Below are 14,326 nucleotides of genomic sequence, written 5' to 3'. Positions count from 1 at the left end.
GGGGCCGGCGGCGGGGCGGCGGCCTCGGGCGGCCCGGGCACGACGACCGGATTGTGTTCGGCATTCACGTCTTCGACGCTACTGCAGTCACGCGACACCGCCGATCGCCGAACCACCACCGCCGGCCGCAGCAGGCGCCCGTGTGTCACACTCTGCGACGGGCACACCGATCGGGCAGGGGTGAGCGCGTGAACGAGGCACACGAGCGCTGCGGCAGTGACGAGTGGCGGCAGATGATCCGGGACGTCATCCTGCCGTGGGCCCTCGGCAGCACCGATCTCGGTGACGACGTCCTGGAGGTCGGACCCGGCTACGGCGCGACCACCGACGTGCTCAGCCGGACTGTGGGCCACGTGACGGCGGTGGAGATCGACGCCGACCTTGCCGCGATGCTCACCGAGCGCTACTCCGGGGCGCCCTCGGTGGACATCGTGCACGGCGACGCCATCGCGCTGCCCTACGCGGACGACCGGTTCACCGGCGCGGCGTGTTTCACCATGCTGCACCACGTTCCGACGGCGGAACTGCAGGACCGGCTATTCGCCGAGGTCGCGCGGGTGCTCGCCCCGGGGGCGCCCCTGGTCGCAAGCGACAGCCTCGCCAGCGACGAACTCGAGGCCCACCACGAGGGCGACACCTACAACCCTGTGGACCCGGACTCGCTGACGTCCAGGCTGGCGGCGGCGGGCTTCGAGGAGATCGAAGTGCGCACCAACCCGTACGGCTGGACCGCCACCGCCCGAGCGGTCACCTCATAGGCTGCTGCGCCCCGAGATCGCGTTCACCAGCGCCACGGCGTGCTCGCTGACACCCCCGTGGGACGCGCGGACGTCGACCACCACATCACCGACGACCCGCATCGCGTGGGTGCTGACGTAGCCGGTGTCGGACCGGACCCGGACCAGTTCGACGCCGTCGTCGCGCTGCGGTTCATCCATCGACAGCAGCCACGGCTCCGGGTCCTCGTCGGTGACGGTCAGCACCCCGCCCGCGCAGCGCTGCCAGGTGGCCACCGTCCGGTCGACGAAAGCACCTGCGGCGGCCGGGGTTTCGAACTCGATCACTCCCTGGTCCAGATCGGCGGTCTCGTCGTCGGCGTCCAGCACCGCACCACGCACCGCACCGAATTCGCTGCCGTCGTACACCTCGGTCATCGTGTTCGCTTCGACGGCAAGGCATTCGGCCGGGGCGTAGGCCTTGCCCTCGCGGAGTTCGAACAGCGTGCGGTAGGTGAACGTCGTCGTCAGCACCGCCGGCGCGACGATCGCGTTGACCTCCGTCTCGCTGAGCAGCATGCTCGTCAGCGGATCGACCGGCGGCGGACCGGCTTCCTCGACGGCGGGGGCGCAACCCACACAACCCACCGCCACGGCGGCCGCGGTACCCACCACGCCCGCGCGGATTCGACCTGGACGCATGGGTCGATCGTAAGCCGCGCGGACCGAGGCGGACTGCACGAATCAGGCCGTCAGCGACCCACACCGAGATCGTCGGATCGTCCCGCTTCGATGCGGGACCACTGCGGGATCGGCCGGCCGTCGCTGCGCGTGTTGGAGCCGTCGACCTGCCAGGGTTGCGGCCAGCCGGACGGCGAGTCCTCCCAGGGCTCCTGCCGCCCGTAGACGGTGAGGTCCATCAGCGCGAGGCTGTAGTCCATCGCCTCGACACCGCGCAGTGTGGTCCAGTAGGTCTCGAACACCCGGTCACCGTCGCGTACGTAGCAGACGATGTGCATCATTCCGGCCTGCCGCCCGACGAGCAGCCGGTCCAGGGACGGCAGCGCGGAGTACCACGGCACGTCCCAGCCCATGAACTCGCGATAGCGCAGACTCTCGTCGAGCGGGCCCTGACAGAACACGGCGTAGGTGATGTCCCGCGAGTGCAGGTATGACAGCTCCGTGACCTGCGTGGTCACCCAGGTGCAGCCCTCGCACTGCTCGGGGGCCGGCCGCCCGGGGTTCCACATGAAGTAGTAGGCGACGAGCTGGGTGCGTCCCTCGAAGGCATCGCGGAGCGTGAGGGGGCCACCCGGGCCGGCGATCTCGAGTCCGGCGTCCACCTCGACCATCGGCAGCCGGCGGCGGGCCGCGGCGATCGCGTCGCCCTGCCGGATGTGCGCCTTCTCCCTGGCCCGCAGTTCGGCGAGTTCCGCCTCGAAAACGGCACGGTCGACGGGCGGGGGCAGCGGTGTTCCCGCCGGGATGCCGGTCACGGATTCGCTGGGGCGCACTGGGCGCAGGCCTGCGGCTCACGCGGGGGGCGGATGTCCTTCGGATCGTCGGGGTCGGGCTCGCCGAACCACCGTGACGGCTCGCGGCTGCCGTATTCGTCGTGCCAGCTCCACCACTCGTAGGCCGGGCTCTGCGGATACCCCTGCGGCGAGTCCTCCCACGTCTCCTGGCGACCCAGCGCCGTCATGTCGAGGAAGCTCCAGGTGTTGACGAAGGCTTCGTCGCCACGGTTGTTGATGGAGTAGGTGCGGAACACCCGTTCGCCGGTGTCACCGGCGCGGATGAAGGCGTTGGTGCCGTGCCACTCGTGCACCCCGAAGTCGACGTCGAAGCCGCTGTCCGGTTCGGCGATGATGGTGTACCAGGGGATGTCCCAGCCCATCCGGGCTTTGATGCGGGCGATGTCGGCCTGGGAGCCGCGTGACACGTACACCAGCGTGGTGTCGCGGGCGTTGAGGTGCGCAAGGTTGCCGATGTGGTCGGCCATCAGGGAGCAGCCGATGCAGCCGTGGTCGGGCCACCCGTGCAGGCCGGGATCGACGAACGCGCGATAGACGATCAACTGGCGCCGCCCGTCGAAGAGATCGAGCAGGCTCACCTCGCCGTCGGGCCCGTCGAAGACGTAGTCCCTGTCCACCGCCATCCACGGCATCCTGCGGCGCTGCGCGGCGAGCGCGTCCTTCGCCCGAGTCAGCTCCTTCTCTTTGACCAGCATCTGCTGCAGAGCAGCTTCCCACTCCTGCGCGGACACCACCGGAGGCGTGTGCATCGCCCGTCCCCTCTCCATCTCGGCGTCGGCCGTCGGCGACCACGCCGAACGTTATACAAATCAGTTGAACATTCCGGATCCACCACAACACAGGCGCCCGCTATAGTCAACAAAATGGTTGAAGATCAGGTGCTCGACCGCACCTACGGTGCGCTGGCGGACCCCACCCGCCGCCGTCTCCTGGAGACGCTGCGCGGGGGCGATGCGCGGATCACCGATCTCGCGGCGCCCCTGCCGATGACGTTCGCCGGAGTATCGCGGCACATCGGCGTGCTGGAGTCGGCAGGCCTGGTGCAACGCGAGGTCCGCGGCCGCGAGCACTGGGTGTCGCTGCGTCCCGACGGGCTCACGCTGGCACAGCGGTGGCTCGACCAGCAGACGGACTTCTGGACCGCACGCGCCGACGCGCTGCAGGACCGCCTGCGCCGGAAAGGGCAGGCACGTTGACCGAGGCGCCGGTCGTGCGGGTGCAGCGCGTGATGCCCGCACCACCCGATGTCGTGTTCGACCAGTGGCTGGACCCGGAGTCCTTGGCGGAGTGGATGTGTCCGCGCCCGGACCGGTGCATCCACGTGTTCATCGACCCACGCGTCGACGGCCGGTTCCGCTTCGACGTCGACAACGCGGGCACGCTCGTGCTCATCACCGGGCGCTTCCTCGCCATCGAGCGCCCGCGCCTGCTGCGGCTGTCGTGGAGCAACTCCGACTGGCCGGATCCGACGGTCAGCAGCGTGGTCGAGGTGACGTTCACGCCGGCCGGTGACGAGCAGACGGTGATGGCCATCGAGCACGCGATGCTGCCGCCGCACGAGTACGACGACTTCCACGGCGGCTGGACCGCCATCTGCGAACAGCTCGCGGAGGCGCTGACCGGCGGGTGACGGCGACGCCGGTCAGCCGGGGATCTGGGTCTGCTGGTAGAGCGCGAGTTTCCAGCCGGCGTCGGTGCGCGTGTAGACGCTGGACATGGCGCCGACGAACGGCGGGTCGTCGTCGCGGTATCCGGTCGCCGTGTAAACGAGGATCCCCGTGTCGTCGGCGGGGCGGACGAGGCGGACGTCGCCGAGTTCGTAGCGGCGCCACGGCGGGGATTGCGACAACGCCTCCACCACCGCGTCGCGGTCCATCACCATGCCGTTGGCGAGCACCATCAGGGCGTCAGGCAACATGACCCCGGCGTAGAACTCGGACCCGGTGCTGTTGCACAGTGAATCCCAGCCGGCGCGTTCGAGTTCCAGGAGCAGATCGAGCACTTCATCGGTCACCCGCGGGGGATACCCGCCTACGGCGACATTCAAGACCGTGAGCGGTCAACGGCCGCGCCAGGTGGGTTTGCGCTTCTCGAGCCATGCCCTCGGGCCTTCGGCCGCATCCTCGGTGGCGCCGGCCACCTTGCGCATCGTCTCGCCGAACCGGACCGACTCGATCCAGCCCATGTCCGCGGACCGCCAGGCGACCTCCTTGGTGGCCCGCTGAGCCAGGGGCGCCGCCTCGGTCAGCGTCCGCGCCCAGGCGCGGGCCTCCTGTTGCAGCGCATCGGGTTCCACCAGCTTCCACACCAGGCCGATCTCCTTGGCGCGTTGGGCACTCATCGGCTTGCCGGTCAACAGCAGTTCCATGGCGTTGGCCCATCCGACGCGCTGGGGCAGCCGGATGGCCCCGACGATCGTCGGGACGCCGATCGCCACCTCGGGGTAGGAGAAGGTGGCCTCGGTGCTCGCGATGACGAAGTCGCAGAACAGGACTCCGGTCAGTCCGTAGCCGATACAAGGGCCGTGCACCGCGGCGATGGTCGGCTTGAAGAGTTCCATGCCGCTCTCGAAGGAGTTGATGGTCGGCTTCTCCCAGAACGTGCCGCCGAAGGTGCCCACCACGCCTTCGCTGTCCTTCAGGTCGCCCCCGGCGCAGTGCACGTCCCCGTTGGCCGTCAGGATCGCGACCCAGGCGTCCTCGTCGTCGCGGAAGGTGTCCCATGCCGCGTTGAGGTCACTGCGCAGCGCGCCGTTGATGGCGTTGCGCGCCTCGGGGCGGTCCATCGTGATGGTCGCGACGTGATCGTCCAGCTCGTAGGTGACGAATCCCATGGCTGAACACTAGGTGCGCAGGTGTGCCGACTCCAGTGCACCGTCGGCGATCATCGTCCGCAGGGCCCGGCGGTCCAGCTTGCCGCTGGCCAGCGTCGGGATGCGGTCACTTGTTGCCGAGGCCCAGCGGGTGGGGATCTTGTAGGGCGACAGGTGGTCGCGCGCGTACGCCGCGAGGACGGCGAAGTCTGTCGGGCCCGCCTGCGCCGCCGGGACGACGACCGCGCACACCTCCTCGCCGCGGTCCGGGTGCTCCACCCCGACCACCACGCACTGCGCCACGTCGGCCGACGACTCGATCACCGCCTCGACCTCCAACGGGGACACGTTGGCGCCCGCGGCTTTGATGAGGTCACCGGTGCGGCCGACGTAGAACAGCCGCGGGTCGCCGGTCCTGCGGTAGACCCGGTCACCGGTGTGGTACCAGCCGTCCCGGTCGAAGGTCTCCCACCGCTCCTTCTTGTTGTAGCCGGCCATCACCCCGACGCCGCGGACCAGCAGTTCCCCGGTGGTCCCGTCGGATACCGGCACGCCGTCGTCGTCGACGACCGCGATGTCGGTGAAGACGAAGCCGCCCGCGGTCTCTGACATGGTGCGGTGCACCGGGTAACCGTCTGGCACGTCGGTCATTGCGATGTCGAGCGGACCATCGCGCAGCATGGGCGCACTGCTCAGGTCGCGGCCGGCGAAGCTGGGGTGCTCGCGCAGCCGCTGGGTGAACGCCGGCCAGCCCACCACCCCGGTGGCCTGTTCCCGCTCGACGAGGTCGAGCGCCGTGCCCGCGTCGAGCCGCGCCATGGTGAGCACCGTGGTCGGTTCGTGCAACGCGCCGGCCGCCGCGAGCACGCCGCCGATCCAGAAGAACGGCATGGCGCAGAGGATCCGGGGCGGGCCGGAGGACCGGGAGATGGCCCTGACGGCGGCGGGCCAGGTCGAGGTCTGCCGGGCCAGCGTGCCGTGGGTGTGCAGCACGCCCTTGGGGTCGGCCGTGGACCCGGAGGTGTGCACCATGATGGCCAGGTCGGCGGGCGACACCTCGGCCTCGGCGGCGGCCAGGATCTCCGGCGCCACCCCGTCCGCGGAGTCGTCGTCCCACACGGTCGCCCATGCCCGATCGGCGGGCCCGGTGAGCACGACGCGGCGCAGATACGGCGCAGCGGCCACCGCGACATCGCCGTCGCGCTGCCCGGCCAGCCCCGGCAGCGCGGCCTCCAGGCGTTCCGGGGTGTCGGTGGTGAGCACCCGGGGCGGCGCCACCAGCAGCCCGACGTCGGCCAGCCGCAACACCTTCGCGATCTCGGCCGGCGCGTACATCGTGCTCAGCGGCACCACGACCGCACCGATCCGGGACAGTGCGAGCCACCAGAGCACCCACTCGGCGCCGTTGGGGAAGAACAGCCCGACACGGGCGCCCTTGCCGACACCGCTGCGCAGCAGCCGTCGCGCGATGTGGGCAGACCGCCTGTCGGCGTCGTCATAGGTGAGTCGGTCGGTGGGGGTGACGAGGTAGGGGTGGGAGCCGTGTTCACGCACGCTGCGCCGCAGGAGCGCCGGAACGGTCGGCGGGATCGCCGCCGGGATGGATGTCACAGTCCCGATCCTGCCCAACGGCGGCGATCACGGAACGCCCGGGCGCCGCGCCACGTTGAAGCAGGTATGACGTCGTCGCTCCACGACGGGGCATCGGCTCGCCGGACCCCGGCCGATCTGGCCGACCGCCTCCTCGACATCAAGCGGATCTACCACGAGCCGGGCATCGACCGGTTCCCGCGCGCCCGACAGGTGCTCGACCGGTACGCCGGTGCCGAACTCATCGAGGTTCCGTCCCACCAGGCGATCCCCGGCCTGTACGGCAACGAGGGCAACGTCGAGGACTGGGTGCGCATCAAGCGCGAGGTGCTGGTGCTCGGCGAGAAGAAGAGCCTGGCAGCGCGCCGCAACGAACGGTCGAGTGACTGGATCGCGCCGTCCACCGCCAACGGCTGCGCCATGGCGTGCTCCTACTGCTACGTGCCGCGACGGAAGGGCTATGCCAATCCGATCACGGTGTTCGCCAACATCGAGAAGATCACCGGCTACCTCGAGCGGCACGCGGCACGCCAGGGCGTAAAGCCGGAGCCCAATCAGTGCGACCCCGCCGACTGGGTGTACGACATCGGTGAGAACAGCGACTGCTCTGTCGATGCAATGGTGTCCGACAACGTCCGCGACCTCGTCGAGCTGTTCGCCCGTGTCCCCAGCGCCAAGGCGAGCTTCGCGACGAAACTCGTCAACCGGGACCTGCTCGACTACGACCCGCGCGGCGGCACCCGGGTGCGGTTCAGCCTGATGCCCGCGGACACGTCGCGCACCGTCGACGTCCGCACGTCGAAGATCGCCGACCGCATCGCCGCATTGGACGACTTCGTCGACGCGGGCTACGAGGTGCACCTCAATTTCAGCCCGGTGATCGTGCACGAGAACTGGCTGGCCGACTGGGCGGAACTGTTCGAGCAGATCGCCGACGGCACCAACGAACGCACGAAGCGGCAACTCGCCGCGGAGATCATCTTCCTCACCCACAACGAGGGCCTGCACGACGTCAACCTGGGCTGGCACCCCAAGGGTGAGGATCTGCTGTGGCGGCCGGACCTGCAGCAGCTCAAGCGCAGCCAGAGCGGCCAGTGGAACGTCCGGTACAAGACGCCATGGAAGGGCCGCTGGGTGCAGCAGCTCACCGACCTGATCGCCGAGATGCTGCCGGAGTGCCGGATCCGGTACGCCTTCTAGCCTATTCGCGCTTCGGGGTGCCGACCGCGCTGGCCAGGTCGGTGTCGAGGAACGCGGCCGTGTCGTAGTACGTGCGGAACGCGGTGATGCTGCCGCCCTTCGCCTCCAGCACGCTCACCCCGTCGTAGCGGAACTCCGTTCCGTCCCGCAGGGTGCCCTCCGAGGTCCACTCCAGGAACGTCACGTCGTCGTCGGTGACCCGGTGCCGGAACGCCGCGTCGATGTCACCGAAGACATCGCGGTACTGCTGCCAGAACACCCGGGCGCCGTCCTTGCCGCGCTGCCCGTGCGGCAGGCCGGCCTTGTTCAACGTCGCGTCGTCGGCGAACAGGTCCACCAGCGGATCAACGTCGCGGTCCCGGTGCAGCCTGTCCAGTGCGTTGACGAATTTCTGCGCCAGATCTTGCATGGTGCCGATGTACCCCGCGCCGCCGAGACCATGCCGCACGTCAGGCGTTCGTCACACATTGCGACCTCCGGACGTCGGCGGCCACGGCCGATAGAATGCCGGGATGGGCCGCGAGCTCCAGGTGACGTTCGACTGCGCCGATCCGGCTGCGCTCGCCGGGTTCTGGGCGGAGGTGCTGGGTTTCGTCGTTCAGCCGCCTCCGGAGGGGTTCGACACGTGGGACGACGCGCTCGCAGCGATGGGCGTTCCGCCCGACCGGCGCAACGACGCCTCGGCCCTCGTCGACCCGGATGGCCGCGGGCCGCGCATCTACTTCCAGCGCGTGCCGGAGGGCAAGGCCGCCAAGAACCGGGTGCATCTCGATGTGCGCGTGGCGCCCGGATCGAGCGGGGACGAGCGGATGACCGCTTTGGAGCACGAGTGCGAGCGACTGCAGGCCCTCGGCGCCACCCGGCTGGGCCGGCATGAACCCGCGCCCCCGCTGCAGGGCGGCCACATCATCATGGCCGATCCCGAGGGCAATGAGTTCTGCCTCGACTGACCGGTCGCACCGATGAGTGATCCGCCGAGAACCGCCGACGGGCACCACATCGTCGTCGACGGACGCAAGTGGCGGGCGACCGATCCGGCGATCCCCGAGGAGCGGCGGGCCGAGCTCACCCGCATCCTGATGGCGTGGCGGCGGAAGGTGCGCCAGGCCCGCGGAACCGATCGGGAATCGGCGGTGCGGGCGGGTGTGCACGCGGCCAAGGTTGCATTGGGGGAGCGGGGCACACCGTGGTGGGAGCAGACCGACGAGCAGCGCCGGGCGCGGTGGGAGACCCACGTCCCTGCACCCGATGACTCGTCACAGGACTAGTGCCGCCGGGCGGTCCACGGACGCTCGTTGCGTTCGCGGCGCTCCGCTTCGTCGGCGCGGTCCTCGGCCCAGAAGTCCTCGAATCGCTCGCCCGGGCGGACGTTGGGGACGCGGTTCATGATGTTGCTGAACCATTTCGGCGGCGTCTTGGGCTCATACTGGGGCAGCACGGCGCTCAGCGATGCCATCGTCTTGAGGACGACGAAGACTCCGAAGAACGCGCTGGGCGAGTCGGTCAGGGCGATGCCGATGAATCCGAAGATCAGGGTGAGGTGGACGACGACGACGCGGCTCAGCCCGCGCTGGGCGGTCTGTTCGAGCTGCCAGAACGACCACCTGCGCAGGCTGAACAGGTCGGCGAAGAAGTCGAGCGCGAGGAAGGCGAGCACGCTCAGACATCCGAATCCGACGCTGCGCCAGTCGACGTCGGCGAGGCGGCCCTCGCCGTTGCGGTTGAGCAGGAACAAGATCGCCGCGAGGAACACCGCGTGCGCCGCGCAGAACGCGAAACCGGTGACGGCGAAGCCGGTGAGGAACGAGGAGCTGTTGCGTGAACTGCGCCGGTCCGCGCTCGGCGCCACGTACCTGAAGTGACCGCTGCGTGGAGACCACCGCCGGTGCAACATGATCCGGGCCACGATGAACGCGCACATCGCGACGTTCTCGAACCAGTAGACGGCCAGCGTGGTGGGTCCGGACCAGTCCTCGAAGAACCAGCCGACGATCGGGACCGCGATCACCGCCAGCAGGCTCAGCGGGTGGACGAAACGCGTCACCCGGTGGCCCTGTTCGCCGGCATGCCCGCTCCTCTCCGCCGATCACGCACCGCGCTGTGCGCCCGTCGGAGATTGACCCGGCCGCCGAGGCGCCGCCGGGATCAGCGTCGGGAGAGCTCCGCCTCCAGCCGCTCGATCAGCGTCTTGCGGGCCTTGCCGTCGCGCTCGCGCTGCAGGGCGGAGGTGAGCTGGCGCTTGTCGAGTTCCCCGACGAGCTTGACGGCTTGGGCGACCGGCAGCTCGTCGAGCCGGCCGACCGCGCGTGCGCCCTTGGCGGCCTTGGTGTTCGGCACGTGCTGCCTGCCGGATGCCGACGCGCTGCGCTTCTTGCTGTCGGTGGCTTTCTTCTCTGCGTCGGAGAGCTGATCCCATGCCTTCTTCGGCAGGTACCGCTTCGTCTCACCACGGTTGCCGCGGGCGCGCGCGCCGCCGTCCTTCGTCTGCCAGTCTTCCTTGCCCCACTGCTCCAGAGACTTCTGCCGGTCGTCTTTCGGGCCTCGGTAGCCGCCGCCCTGCCGCTCGTACTCCTGGGTCAGCAGCTGACTCTTGCGTGCCGACCACTGCCCCTTCTTGCCGCCCTTGTCCGAGGCCTTGATCTCTTCTTTGATGCGCTCCCGTAATTCGGGATCGGTGTACTCCGCCATGGAGGGGGAGATACCCGCTTTTCGCCCGAGGTGTTCCGCACCATCACGGCGGCGGCCCGGCCGGGCCCGGCTGACAGTGCGGACACCACCAGGTGCGTCGCCGCTCCGGATCGTTGGGCACCTCGGCGACCACCCGTACCGTGGTCCCGCAGCGCAGGCACGGCCGGCCGGCGCGACCGGCCACCCAGTGCTGCTCACCCTTGCGGCGCACCCCCGTCGTCACCTGCATCGCGCCTGGGACGGTGGCCGAGTGTCGAAGCGCCCGAGCACCGAGGTCCAGCAGGGCCGGCAGGTCCACGAGTCGCACCGGCGTCCACGGGCTGTGGCCGCGCAGGAAGCACAGCTCGTTGGCCCACAGGTTGCCGAAGCCCGCCACGCAGCGCTGGTCGAGCAGGGCGGCGACGAGCGGGCGGTCCGGTTCGGCCGCGATGCGGCACGCGGCTTCCTCGAGGTCCCAGTCGTCGCGCAGCGGGTCCGGGCCGAGGTGTCCGACGACGTCGGATTCGTCACGGGTGCGCAGCAACTCGACGACGGGCAGCTTCACGCCGTAGGCCGCCGGCCCGTCGGTGCGAAGCACGACCCGGACGTCGGGCATGACCGTGCGCGGCAACCAGCGCCCGGTCGGGGAGATGGTCCACGATCCCGACATCCGCAGGTGGGTGTGCAGGGTGAGGTCGCCCGACAGCCGGGTGAGAAGGTGCTTGCCGTGCGTGATGTGGGCCTGCACGGTCCTGCCGGTGAGGTCGTCCGTAGCGTGACTCGGCACCCGTAGCTCGCCGTGAGTCAGCGTGCGACCACGCAGCGCGCGGTCGAGTCGTTGCGCCAGTGCGTACACGGTGTCACCCTCGGGCACGCGTCAGCGCTCTTGACCGCGGCGACTCAGCAGTCGAGCTGGACGATGGCGGTGGAGACGATGTCCGTCGCGGAACCCACGGTGACGCCGAGGGGGTCGAGTTCCTTCTGGACCAGGCTGACGATGGTGGCAGAGCCGACGCCGTTGCGGGAGGCCTGGCACGCCTGATAGCCCGTGGTGAGCAGCTGCGCCTGGGACAGGAACGGGAACTTGTCCTGCAGGCGCAGGAAATCGGCCTCGCCGGCGGCCGCGGGCGGTGCGAAGGCCAGCCCGGCGGATGCGGCGATGACCAGGGCTGCGAATGATCGGACCATGGGACTTCCTTCGGCTTGCGGCGGGATCGCACGATCGAACTGGCGGACGCTGACGCTGGTCATTGTCCACCACGGGCGGGCTCAAACATCGGGAAGTTGCGCTGCCGGTTGTTCACACTGAGGGATGTTGGGATCGGTAGCCGGCCGCGCGCCGTGTACTCGAGGCATGAGCAGCGCCATGGGGGCGGTGCCCGACGAGAGGATCCGACCTTGAACCGACTCACACGGTTCGTGACGGCGGCCGCGGTGTCCGGCGGAGTGGCGTTGACCGGCTTCGCGCTGAGCGCAGGCACGTCGGCCGCTCAGGGCCCCAGCTATCAGGGCGGGAACTGCCCGGTGGGGCAGACCTGCACGCACTGGTGTCCCGGCGATCCGGCCATACCGGGCGGCCAGGTGCTGACGTGGGACCGCAACGTCTGCCATGACTGGTACTGGAACTCCGAGGGCATCGTCGACGTCACCACCTGGACCATCTATCCCTGGTCCGGCGCGCCGCATCCGGCCACGCCGCCGCCACCGCTGTATCCGGCACCTCCGCCGTCGCCGCTGCCGCCGGGTACGCCCTTCTGCAGCCCGCGTGGATCGCTCATCATCATCCCGCCGATCTGCGATGAGATCGGCGTCGACATGCCGCCCGGGTCGGTGCCGCGTTAGTGAGGGGGAGGAGCGCGCTCTGAGCTAACCGAGGCCCGCGCGCCACTTGTCGAGTAGCCGTCGGTCCCGTTTGGTCGGCCGCCCCGCCCCGCGGTCACGGACCGCCACCGCGATGACCGGGTCCGCGGGCCGCGCCGGTGTCCGGTCCAGGTAACACGTCACCGCTTCGGCCGCACCGACCCTCTTGTGGATGACCCGCAGCACCTCGACGATCCGCGTGGTGTCGGCCATCCGGACGCGGATCTGGTCACCGGGGGAGAGCATCGTCGACGGTTTGGCGATCCGGTCGTTGACGCGGACGTGGCCACCGCGGCAGGCCGCGGCGGCGTCCGGTCTGGTCTTCGTCAACCGCACCGACCACAGCCAGCGGTCCACGCGCGTCGCCTCCACGAGACCCATCATGGCCGCTCGGCGGGCGCTCATCCAGCGCGACGGCGTGAAGTGACGGTGCTACGTTCGACGACGACAGCGTCTAGGGTTCCGACGCCTGCGCGTGCCTGGTCCGAGCGACGCCACCGCGACTCCCGACGAGTCGCGGTCATCTGAACGGACAAAAGCCTGGAGGATCTCCGGCGGTGCGCCGCGCCCCGCCGAGGAGGTCCATGATGCGCACAGGCACCCAACCGCACACACCTGCTTCGGCGGACCGACCGGCGACCGTCGTCCGATGACACTCACCATCGCCCTCGCCGTGCTGTTCTCGGCGCTGTTGCACGCGGTCTGGAACTCACTGGCGCACGGGGCCAGTGACCGGCTGGTCGGCTTCGCGTTGATCGGCGTGGTGGATGCGGTGGGCGGGGCGGCGATGGCGGCGGTCGGCGGGCTGCCCCCGGCCGGCGCCTGGCCGTTCATCGTCGCCTCTGCGGCACTGCACGTCGTCTACAACCTGCTGCTGCTCGCCAGCTATCAACTCGGCGAGTTCAGCCAGATGTACCCGCTGGCCCGCGGCACGTCGCCGTGGGTGGTCGCGCTGGTGTCGATCGTGGTTCTCGGCCACGATCTGCCAATCGGCCAACTTCTCGGTGTGCTGGCGGTGTCGGCCGGTCTCATCGCCCTCGTCCTGGTCGGCGGGCGGCCGGGGCGGCGGGAGCTGCCCGCGCTGGCGGTGGCGATGCTCACGGGCCTGATGATCGCCGCGTACACCGTGGTCGACGGTGTGGGCGTAATGCAGGCGCCACTGTGGTCCTACACCGGGTGGATGTTCCTCCTGCAGGGCCCGCCGATCGCCGTCATCGCGCTCATCCGGCGGCGACGCGCCGGGCTGTCGCGGTCGGTGCGCATGTCGGCGGCGTCCGGCGCCGCCGGCGGCGTGATCTCGCTGACCGCCTACACGATCGTGTTGTGGGCGCAGACCAGCGGTGCGCTGGCGCCCATCGCGGCTCTGCGGGAAACGAGCATCGTGTTCGGCGCGTTGATCGGCGCGTGGTTCCTCGACGAGAAGATGGGGGCGCGCCGGGCGATCGCGGCCGGTGTGGTGCTGGCCGGTGTGCTGCTGATCAGCCTGACGTGAGTCGGCTCAGCTCGAGGCGTCGAGGATCTTGATCGCGAAGACGAGCGTGTCGCCCTTCTCGATGCCGGCGCTGGGCTGGCCGTCGGGATAGCCGTCGGCCGAGGTCATCGCGACACCGACGGTGGAACCGACCTTCTGCCCGGCGATGGCCTTCTGGAAGCCGGCCACGACACCGTCGAGCGAGAACTCGACCGGGGGACCCCCCACGTAGCTGCTGTCGAACACCGAGCCGTCCCGGCCGTTGACGCCCATGTAGCAGACCGACACCGATGCGGTGTCCGCGACGACCGGGCCGTCGCCCGCCTGCAGGGTCTGCACCTGGGTCTCGCCCACGCTGAACGGTGCGGTCACGGTGATGAGCGGTGCCGCCGCGTCGGTGGACCCGGTGACCGCCACGCTGCCGGTCGCCCCGGGCAGCGTCCACTCCGGCGCGGCGCCCTGCTCGGGCGGTGCC

Annotated in this window: 21 protein-coding genes; 8 read left to right on the top strand and 13 right to left on the bottom strand. The window is 69.9% G+C overall.

What is annotated here, in order from left to right; all coding sequences use genetic code 11:
* Positions 1–188 precede the first annotated feature (188 nt).
* On the top strand, positions 189–758 hold the full coding sequence (locus tag Q2100_RS23900) for a class I SAM-dependent methyltransferase (protein WP_302916052.1): 570 nt from the start codon (positions 189–191) through the stop codon (positions 756–758).
* On the opposite strand, the gene Q2100_RS23895 is transcribed toward Q2100_RS23900, so the two are convergent.
* The 3 genes from Q2100_RS23895 to Q2100_RS23885 are packed head-to-tail and all read right to left on the bottom strand — an operon-like array spanning position 753 to position 3,000.
* Positions 753–1,418 (bottom strand): sensor domain-containing protein, encoded by a 666-nt coding sequence (locus tag Q2100_RS23895; RefSeq protein ID WP_302916051.1) that lies wholly within the window; start codon positions 1,416–1,418, stop codon positions 753–755. The two genes, Q2100_RS23900 and Q2100_RS23895, sit on opposite strands and share 6 nt — an antisense overlap.
* Positions 1,419–1,468: 50 nt before the next feature.
* Complete coding sequence (locus Q2100_RS23890; RefSeq protein ID WP_302916050.1) at positions 1,469–2,212, bottom strand: DUF899 family protein; 744 nt, start codon at positions 2,210–2,212, stop codon at positions 1,469–1,471.
* On the bottom strand, positions 2,209–3,000 hold the full coding sequence (locus Q2100_RS23885) for a DUF899 domain-containing protein (RefSeq protein ID WP_302916049.1): 792 nt from the start codon (positions 2,998–3,000) through the stop codon (positions 2,209–2,211). The genes Q2100_RS23890 and Q2100_RS23885 overlap by 4 nt, the downstream gene beginning before the upstream one ends.
* A gap of 114 nt (positions 3,001–3,114) precedes the next feature.
* Between Q2100_RS23885 and Q2100_RS23880 the strand changes: the two genes are divergently transcribed.
* The gene (locus Q2100_RS23880) at positions 3,115–3,447 is read left to right on the top strand and encodes an ArsR/SmtB family transcription factor (RefSeq protein ID WP_264013173.1); all 333 of its coding nucleotides are present in this window, start codon (positions 3,115–3,117) and stop codon (positions 3,445–3,447) included.
* A complete protein-coding gene (locus tag Q2100_RS23875; RefSeq protein ID WP_302916048.1) occupies positions 3,444–3,881 on the top strand; it encodes an SRPBCC family protein in 438 nt (145 codons plus the stop codon). The genes Q2100_RS23880 and Q2100_RS23875 overlap by 4 nt, the downstream gene beginning before the upstream one ends.
* Before the next feature lie 12 nt (positions 3,882–3,893).
* On the opposite strand, the gene Q2100_RS23870 is transcribed toward Q2100_RS23875, so the two are convergent.
* The 3 genes from Q2100_RS23870 to Q2100_RS23860 are packed head-to-tail and all read right to left on the bottom strand — an operon-like array spanning position 3,894 to position 6,674.
* Entirely contained in the window at positions 3,894–4,265 is a 372-nt protein-coding gene (locus Q2100_RS23870; protein WP_302916047.1) for a nuclear transport factor 2 family protein, read from the bottom strand.
* 45 nt (positions 4,266–4,310) lie between these two features.
* Positions 4,311–5,084: an enoyl-CoA hydratase/isomerase family protein gene (locus Q2100_RS23865; RefSeq protein WP_302916046.1), complete on the bottom strand. Its 774-nt coding sequence runs from the start codon at positions 5,082–5,084 to the stop codon at positions 4,311–4,313.
* Between the two features lie 9 nt (positions 5,085–5,093).
* Positions 5,094–6,674: a class I adenylate-forming enzyme family protein gene (locus tag Q2100_RS23860; RefSeq protein ID WP_302916045.1), complete on the bottom strand. Its 1,581-nt coding sequence runs from the start codon at positions 6,672–6,674 to the stop codon at positions 5,094–5,096.
* Between the two features lie 66 nt (positions 6,675–6,740).
* Between Q2100_RS23860 and Q2100_RS23855 the strand changes: the two genes are divergently transcribed.
* On the top strand, positions 6,741–7,853 hold the full coding sequence (locus Q2100_RS23855; RefSeq protein ID WP_302916044.1) for a spore photoproduct lyase family protein: 1,113 nt from the start codon (positions 6,741–6,743) through the stop codon (positions 7,851–7,853).
* A gap of 1 nt (position 7,854) precedes the next feature.
* On the opposite strand, the gene Q2100_RS23850 is transcribed toward Q2100_RS23855, so the two are convergent.
* Positions 7,855–8,262 carry a nuclear transport factor 2 family protein gene (locus Q2100_RS23850; protein ID WP_302916043.1) on the bottom strand — a complete coding sequence of 136 codons (408 nt, stop codon included), beginning with the start codon at positions 8,260–8,262 and terminating at the stop codon, positions 7,855–7,857.
* Positions 8,263–8,365: 103 nt separating this feature from the next.
* Here Q2100_RS23850 and Q2100_RS23845 point away from each other — a divergent pair, with 103 nt between their 5' ends.
* Both Q2100_RS23845 and Q2100_RS23840 read left to right on the top strand, forming a co-directional pair.
* On the top strand, positions 8,366–8,803 hold the full coding sequence (locus Q2100_RS23845) for a VOC family protein (protein WP_302916042.1): 438 nt from the start codon (positions 8,366–8,368) through the stop codon (positions 8,801–8,803).
* A 12-nt stretch (positions 8,804–8,815) separates the two neighbouring features.
* Positions 8,816–9,121 (top strand): hypothetical protein, encoded by a 306-nt coding sequence (locus Q2100_RS23840; RefSeq protein ID WP_302916041.1) that lies wholly within the window; start codon positions 8,816–8,818, stop codon positions 9,119–9,121.
* On the opposite strand, the gene Q2100_RS23835 is transcribed toward Q2100_RS23840, so the two are convergent.
* The 4 genes from Q2100_RS23835 to Q2100_RS23820 all read right to left on the bottom strand — a co-directional run bounded on the left by Q2100_RS23835 (position 9,118) and on the right by Q2100_RS23820 (position 11,708).
* Positions 9,118–9,897 (bottom strand): DUF6498-containing protein, encoded by a 780-nt coding sequence (locus Q2100_RS23835; RefSeq protein WP_302916040.1) that lies wholly within the window; start codon positions 9,895–9,897, stop codon positions 9,118–9,120. The genes Q2100_RS23840 and Q2100_RS23835 overlap by 4 nt on opposite strands.
* 101 nt (positions 9,898–9,998) lie before the next feature.
* The gene (locus Q2100_RS23830) at positions 9,999–10,541 is read right to left on the bottom strand and encodes a hypothetical protein (RefSeq protein ID WP_302916039.1); all 543 of its coding nucleotides are present in this window, start codon (positions 10,539–10,541) and stop codon (positions 9,999–10,001) included.
* A 43-nt stretch (positions 10,542–10,584) separates the two neighbouring features.
* A complete protein-coding gene (locus Q2100_RS23825; RefSeq protein WP_302916038.1) occupies positions 10,585–11,394 on the bottom strand; it encodes a DNA-formamidopyrimidine glycosylase family protein in 810 nt (269 codons plus the stop codon).
* A gap of 26 nt (positions 11,395–11,420) precedes the next feature.
* Positions 11,421–11,708 carry a DUF732 domain-containing protein gene (locus tag Q2100_RS23820; RefSeq protein ID WP_264013186.1) on the bottom strand — a complete coding sequence of 96 codons (288 nt, stop codon included), beginning with the start codon at positions 11,706–11,708 and terminating at the stop codon, positions 11,421–11,423.
* Positions 11,709–11,918: 210 nt separating this feature from the next.
* On the opposite strand from Q2100_RS23820, the gene Q2100_RS23815 reads away from it, so the two are divergent.
* On the top strand, positions 11,919–12,362 hold the full coding sequence (locus Q2100_RS23815) for a hypothetical protein (RefSeq protein WP_302916037.1): 444 nt from the start codon (positions 11,919–11,921) through the stop codon (positions 12,360–12,362).
* A gap of 24 nt (positions 12,363–12,386) precedes the next feature.
* Here Q2100_RS23815 and Q2100_RS23810 read toward each other — a convergent pair whose 3' ends face one another.
* Complete coding sequence (locus Q2100_RS23810; protein WP_302916053.1) at positions 12,387–12,761, bottom strand: Hsp15 family ribosome-associated heat shock protein; 375 nt, start codon at positions 12,759–12,761, stop codon at positions 12,387–12,389.
* Positions 12,762–13,029: 268 nt separating this feature from the next.
* On the opposite strand from Q2100_RS23810, the gene Q2100_RS23805 reads away from it, so the two are divergent.
* Positions 13,030–13,872 carry an EamA family transporter gene (locus tag Q2100_RS23805; RefSeq protein WP_264013189.1) on the top strand — a complete coding sequence of 281 codons (843 nt, stop codon included), beginning with the start codon at positions 13,030–13,032 and terminating at the stop codon, positions 13,870–13,872.
* Between the two features lie 6 nt (positions 13,873–13,878).
* Here Q2100_RS23805 and Q2100_RS23800 read toward each other — a convergent pair.
* Positions 13,879–14,326: FKBP-type peptidyl-prolyl cis-trans isomerase (locus Q2100_RS23800; protein WP_302916036.1), on the bottom strand; the 448-nt coding region annotated here is incomplete at its 5' end.

Origin of the sequence: Mycolicibacterium arseniciresistens (assembly GCF_030519285.1) — a bacterium.
Taxonomy (GTDB): Bacteria; Actinomycetota; Actinomycetes; order Mycobacteriales; family Mycobacteriaceae; genus Mycobacterium; species Mycobacterium arseniciresistens.
This window is presented reverse-complemented; position numbering and strand designations above follow the sequence as displayed.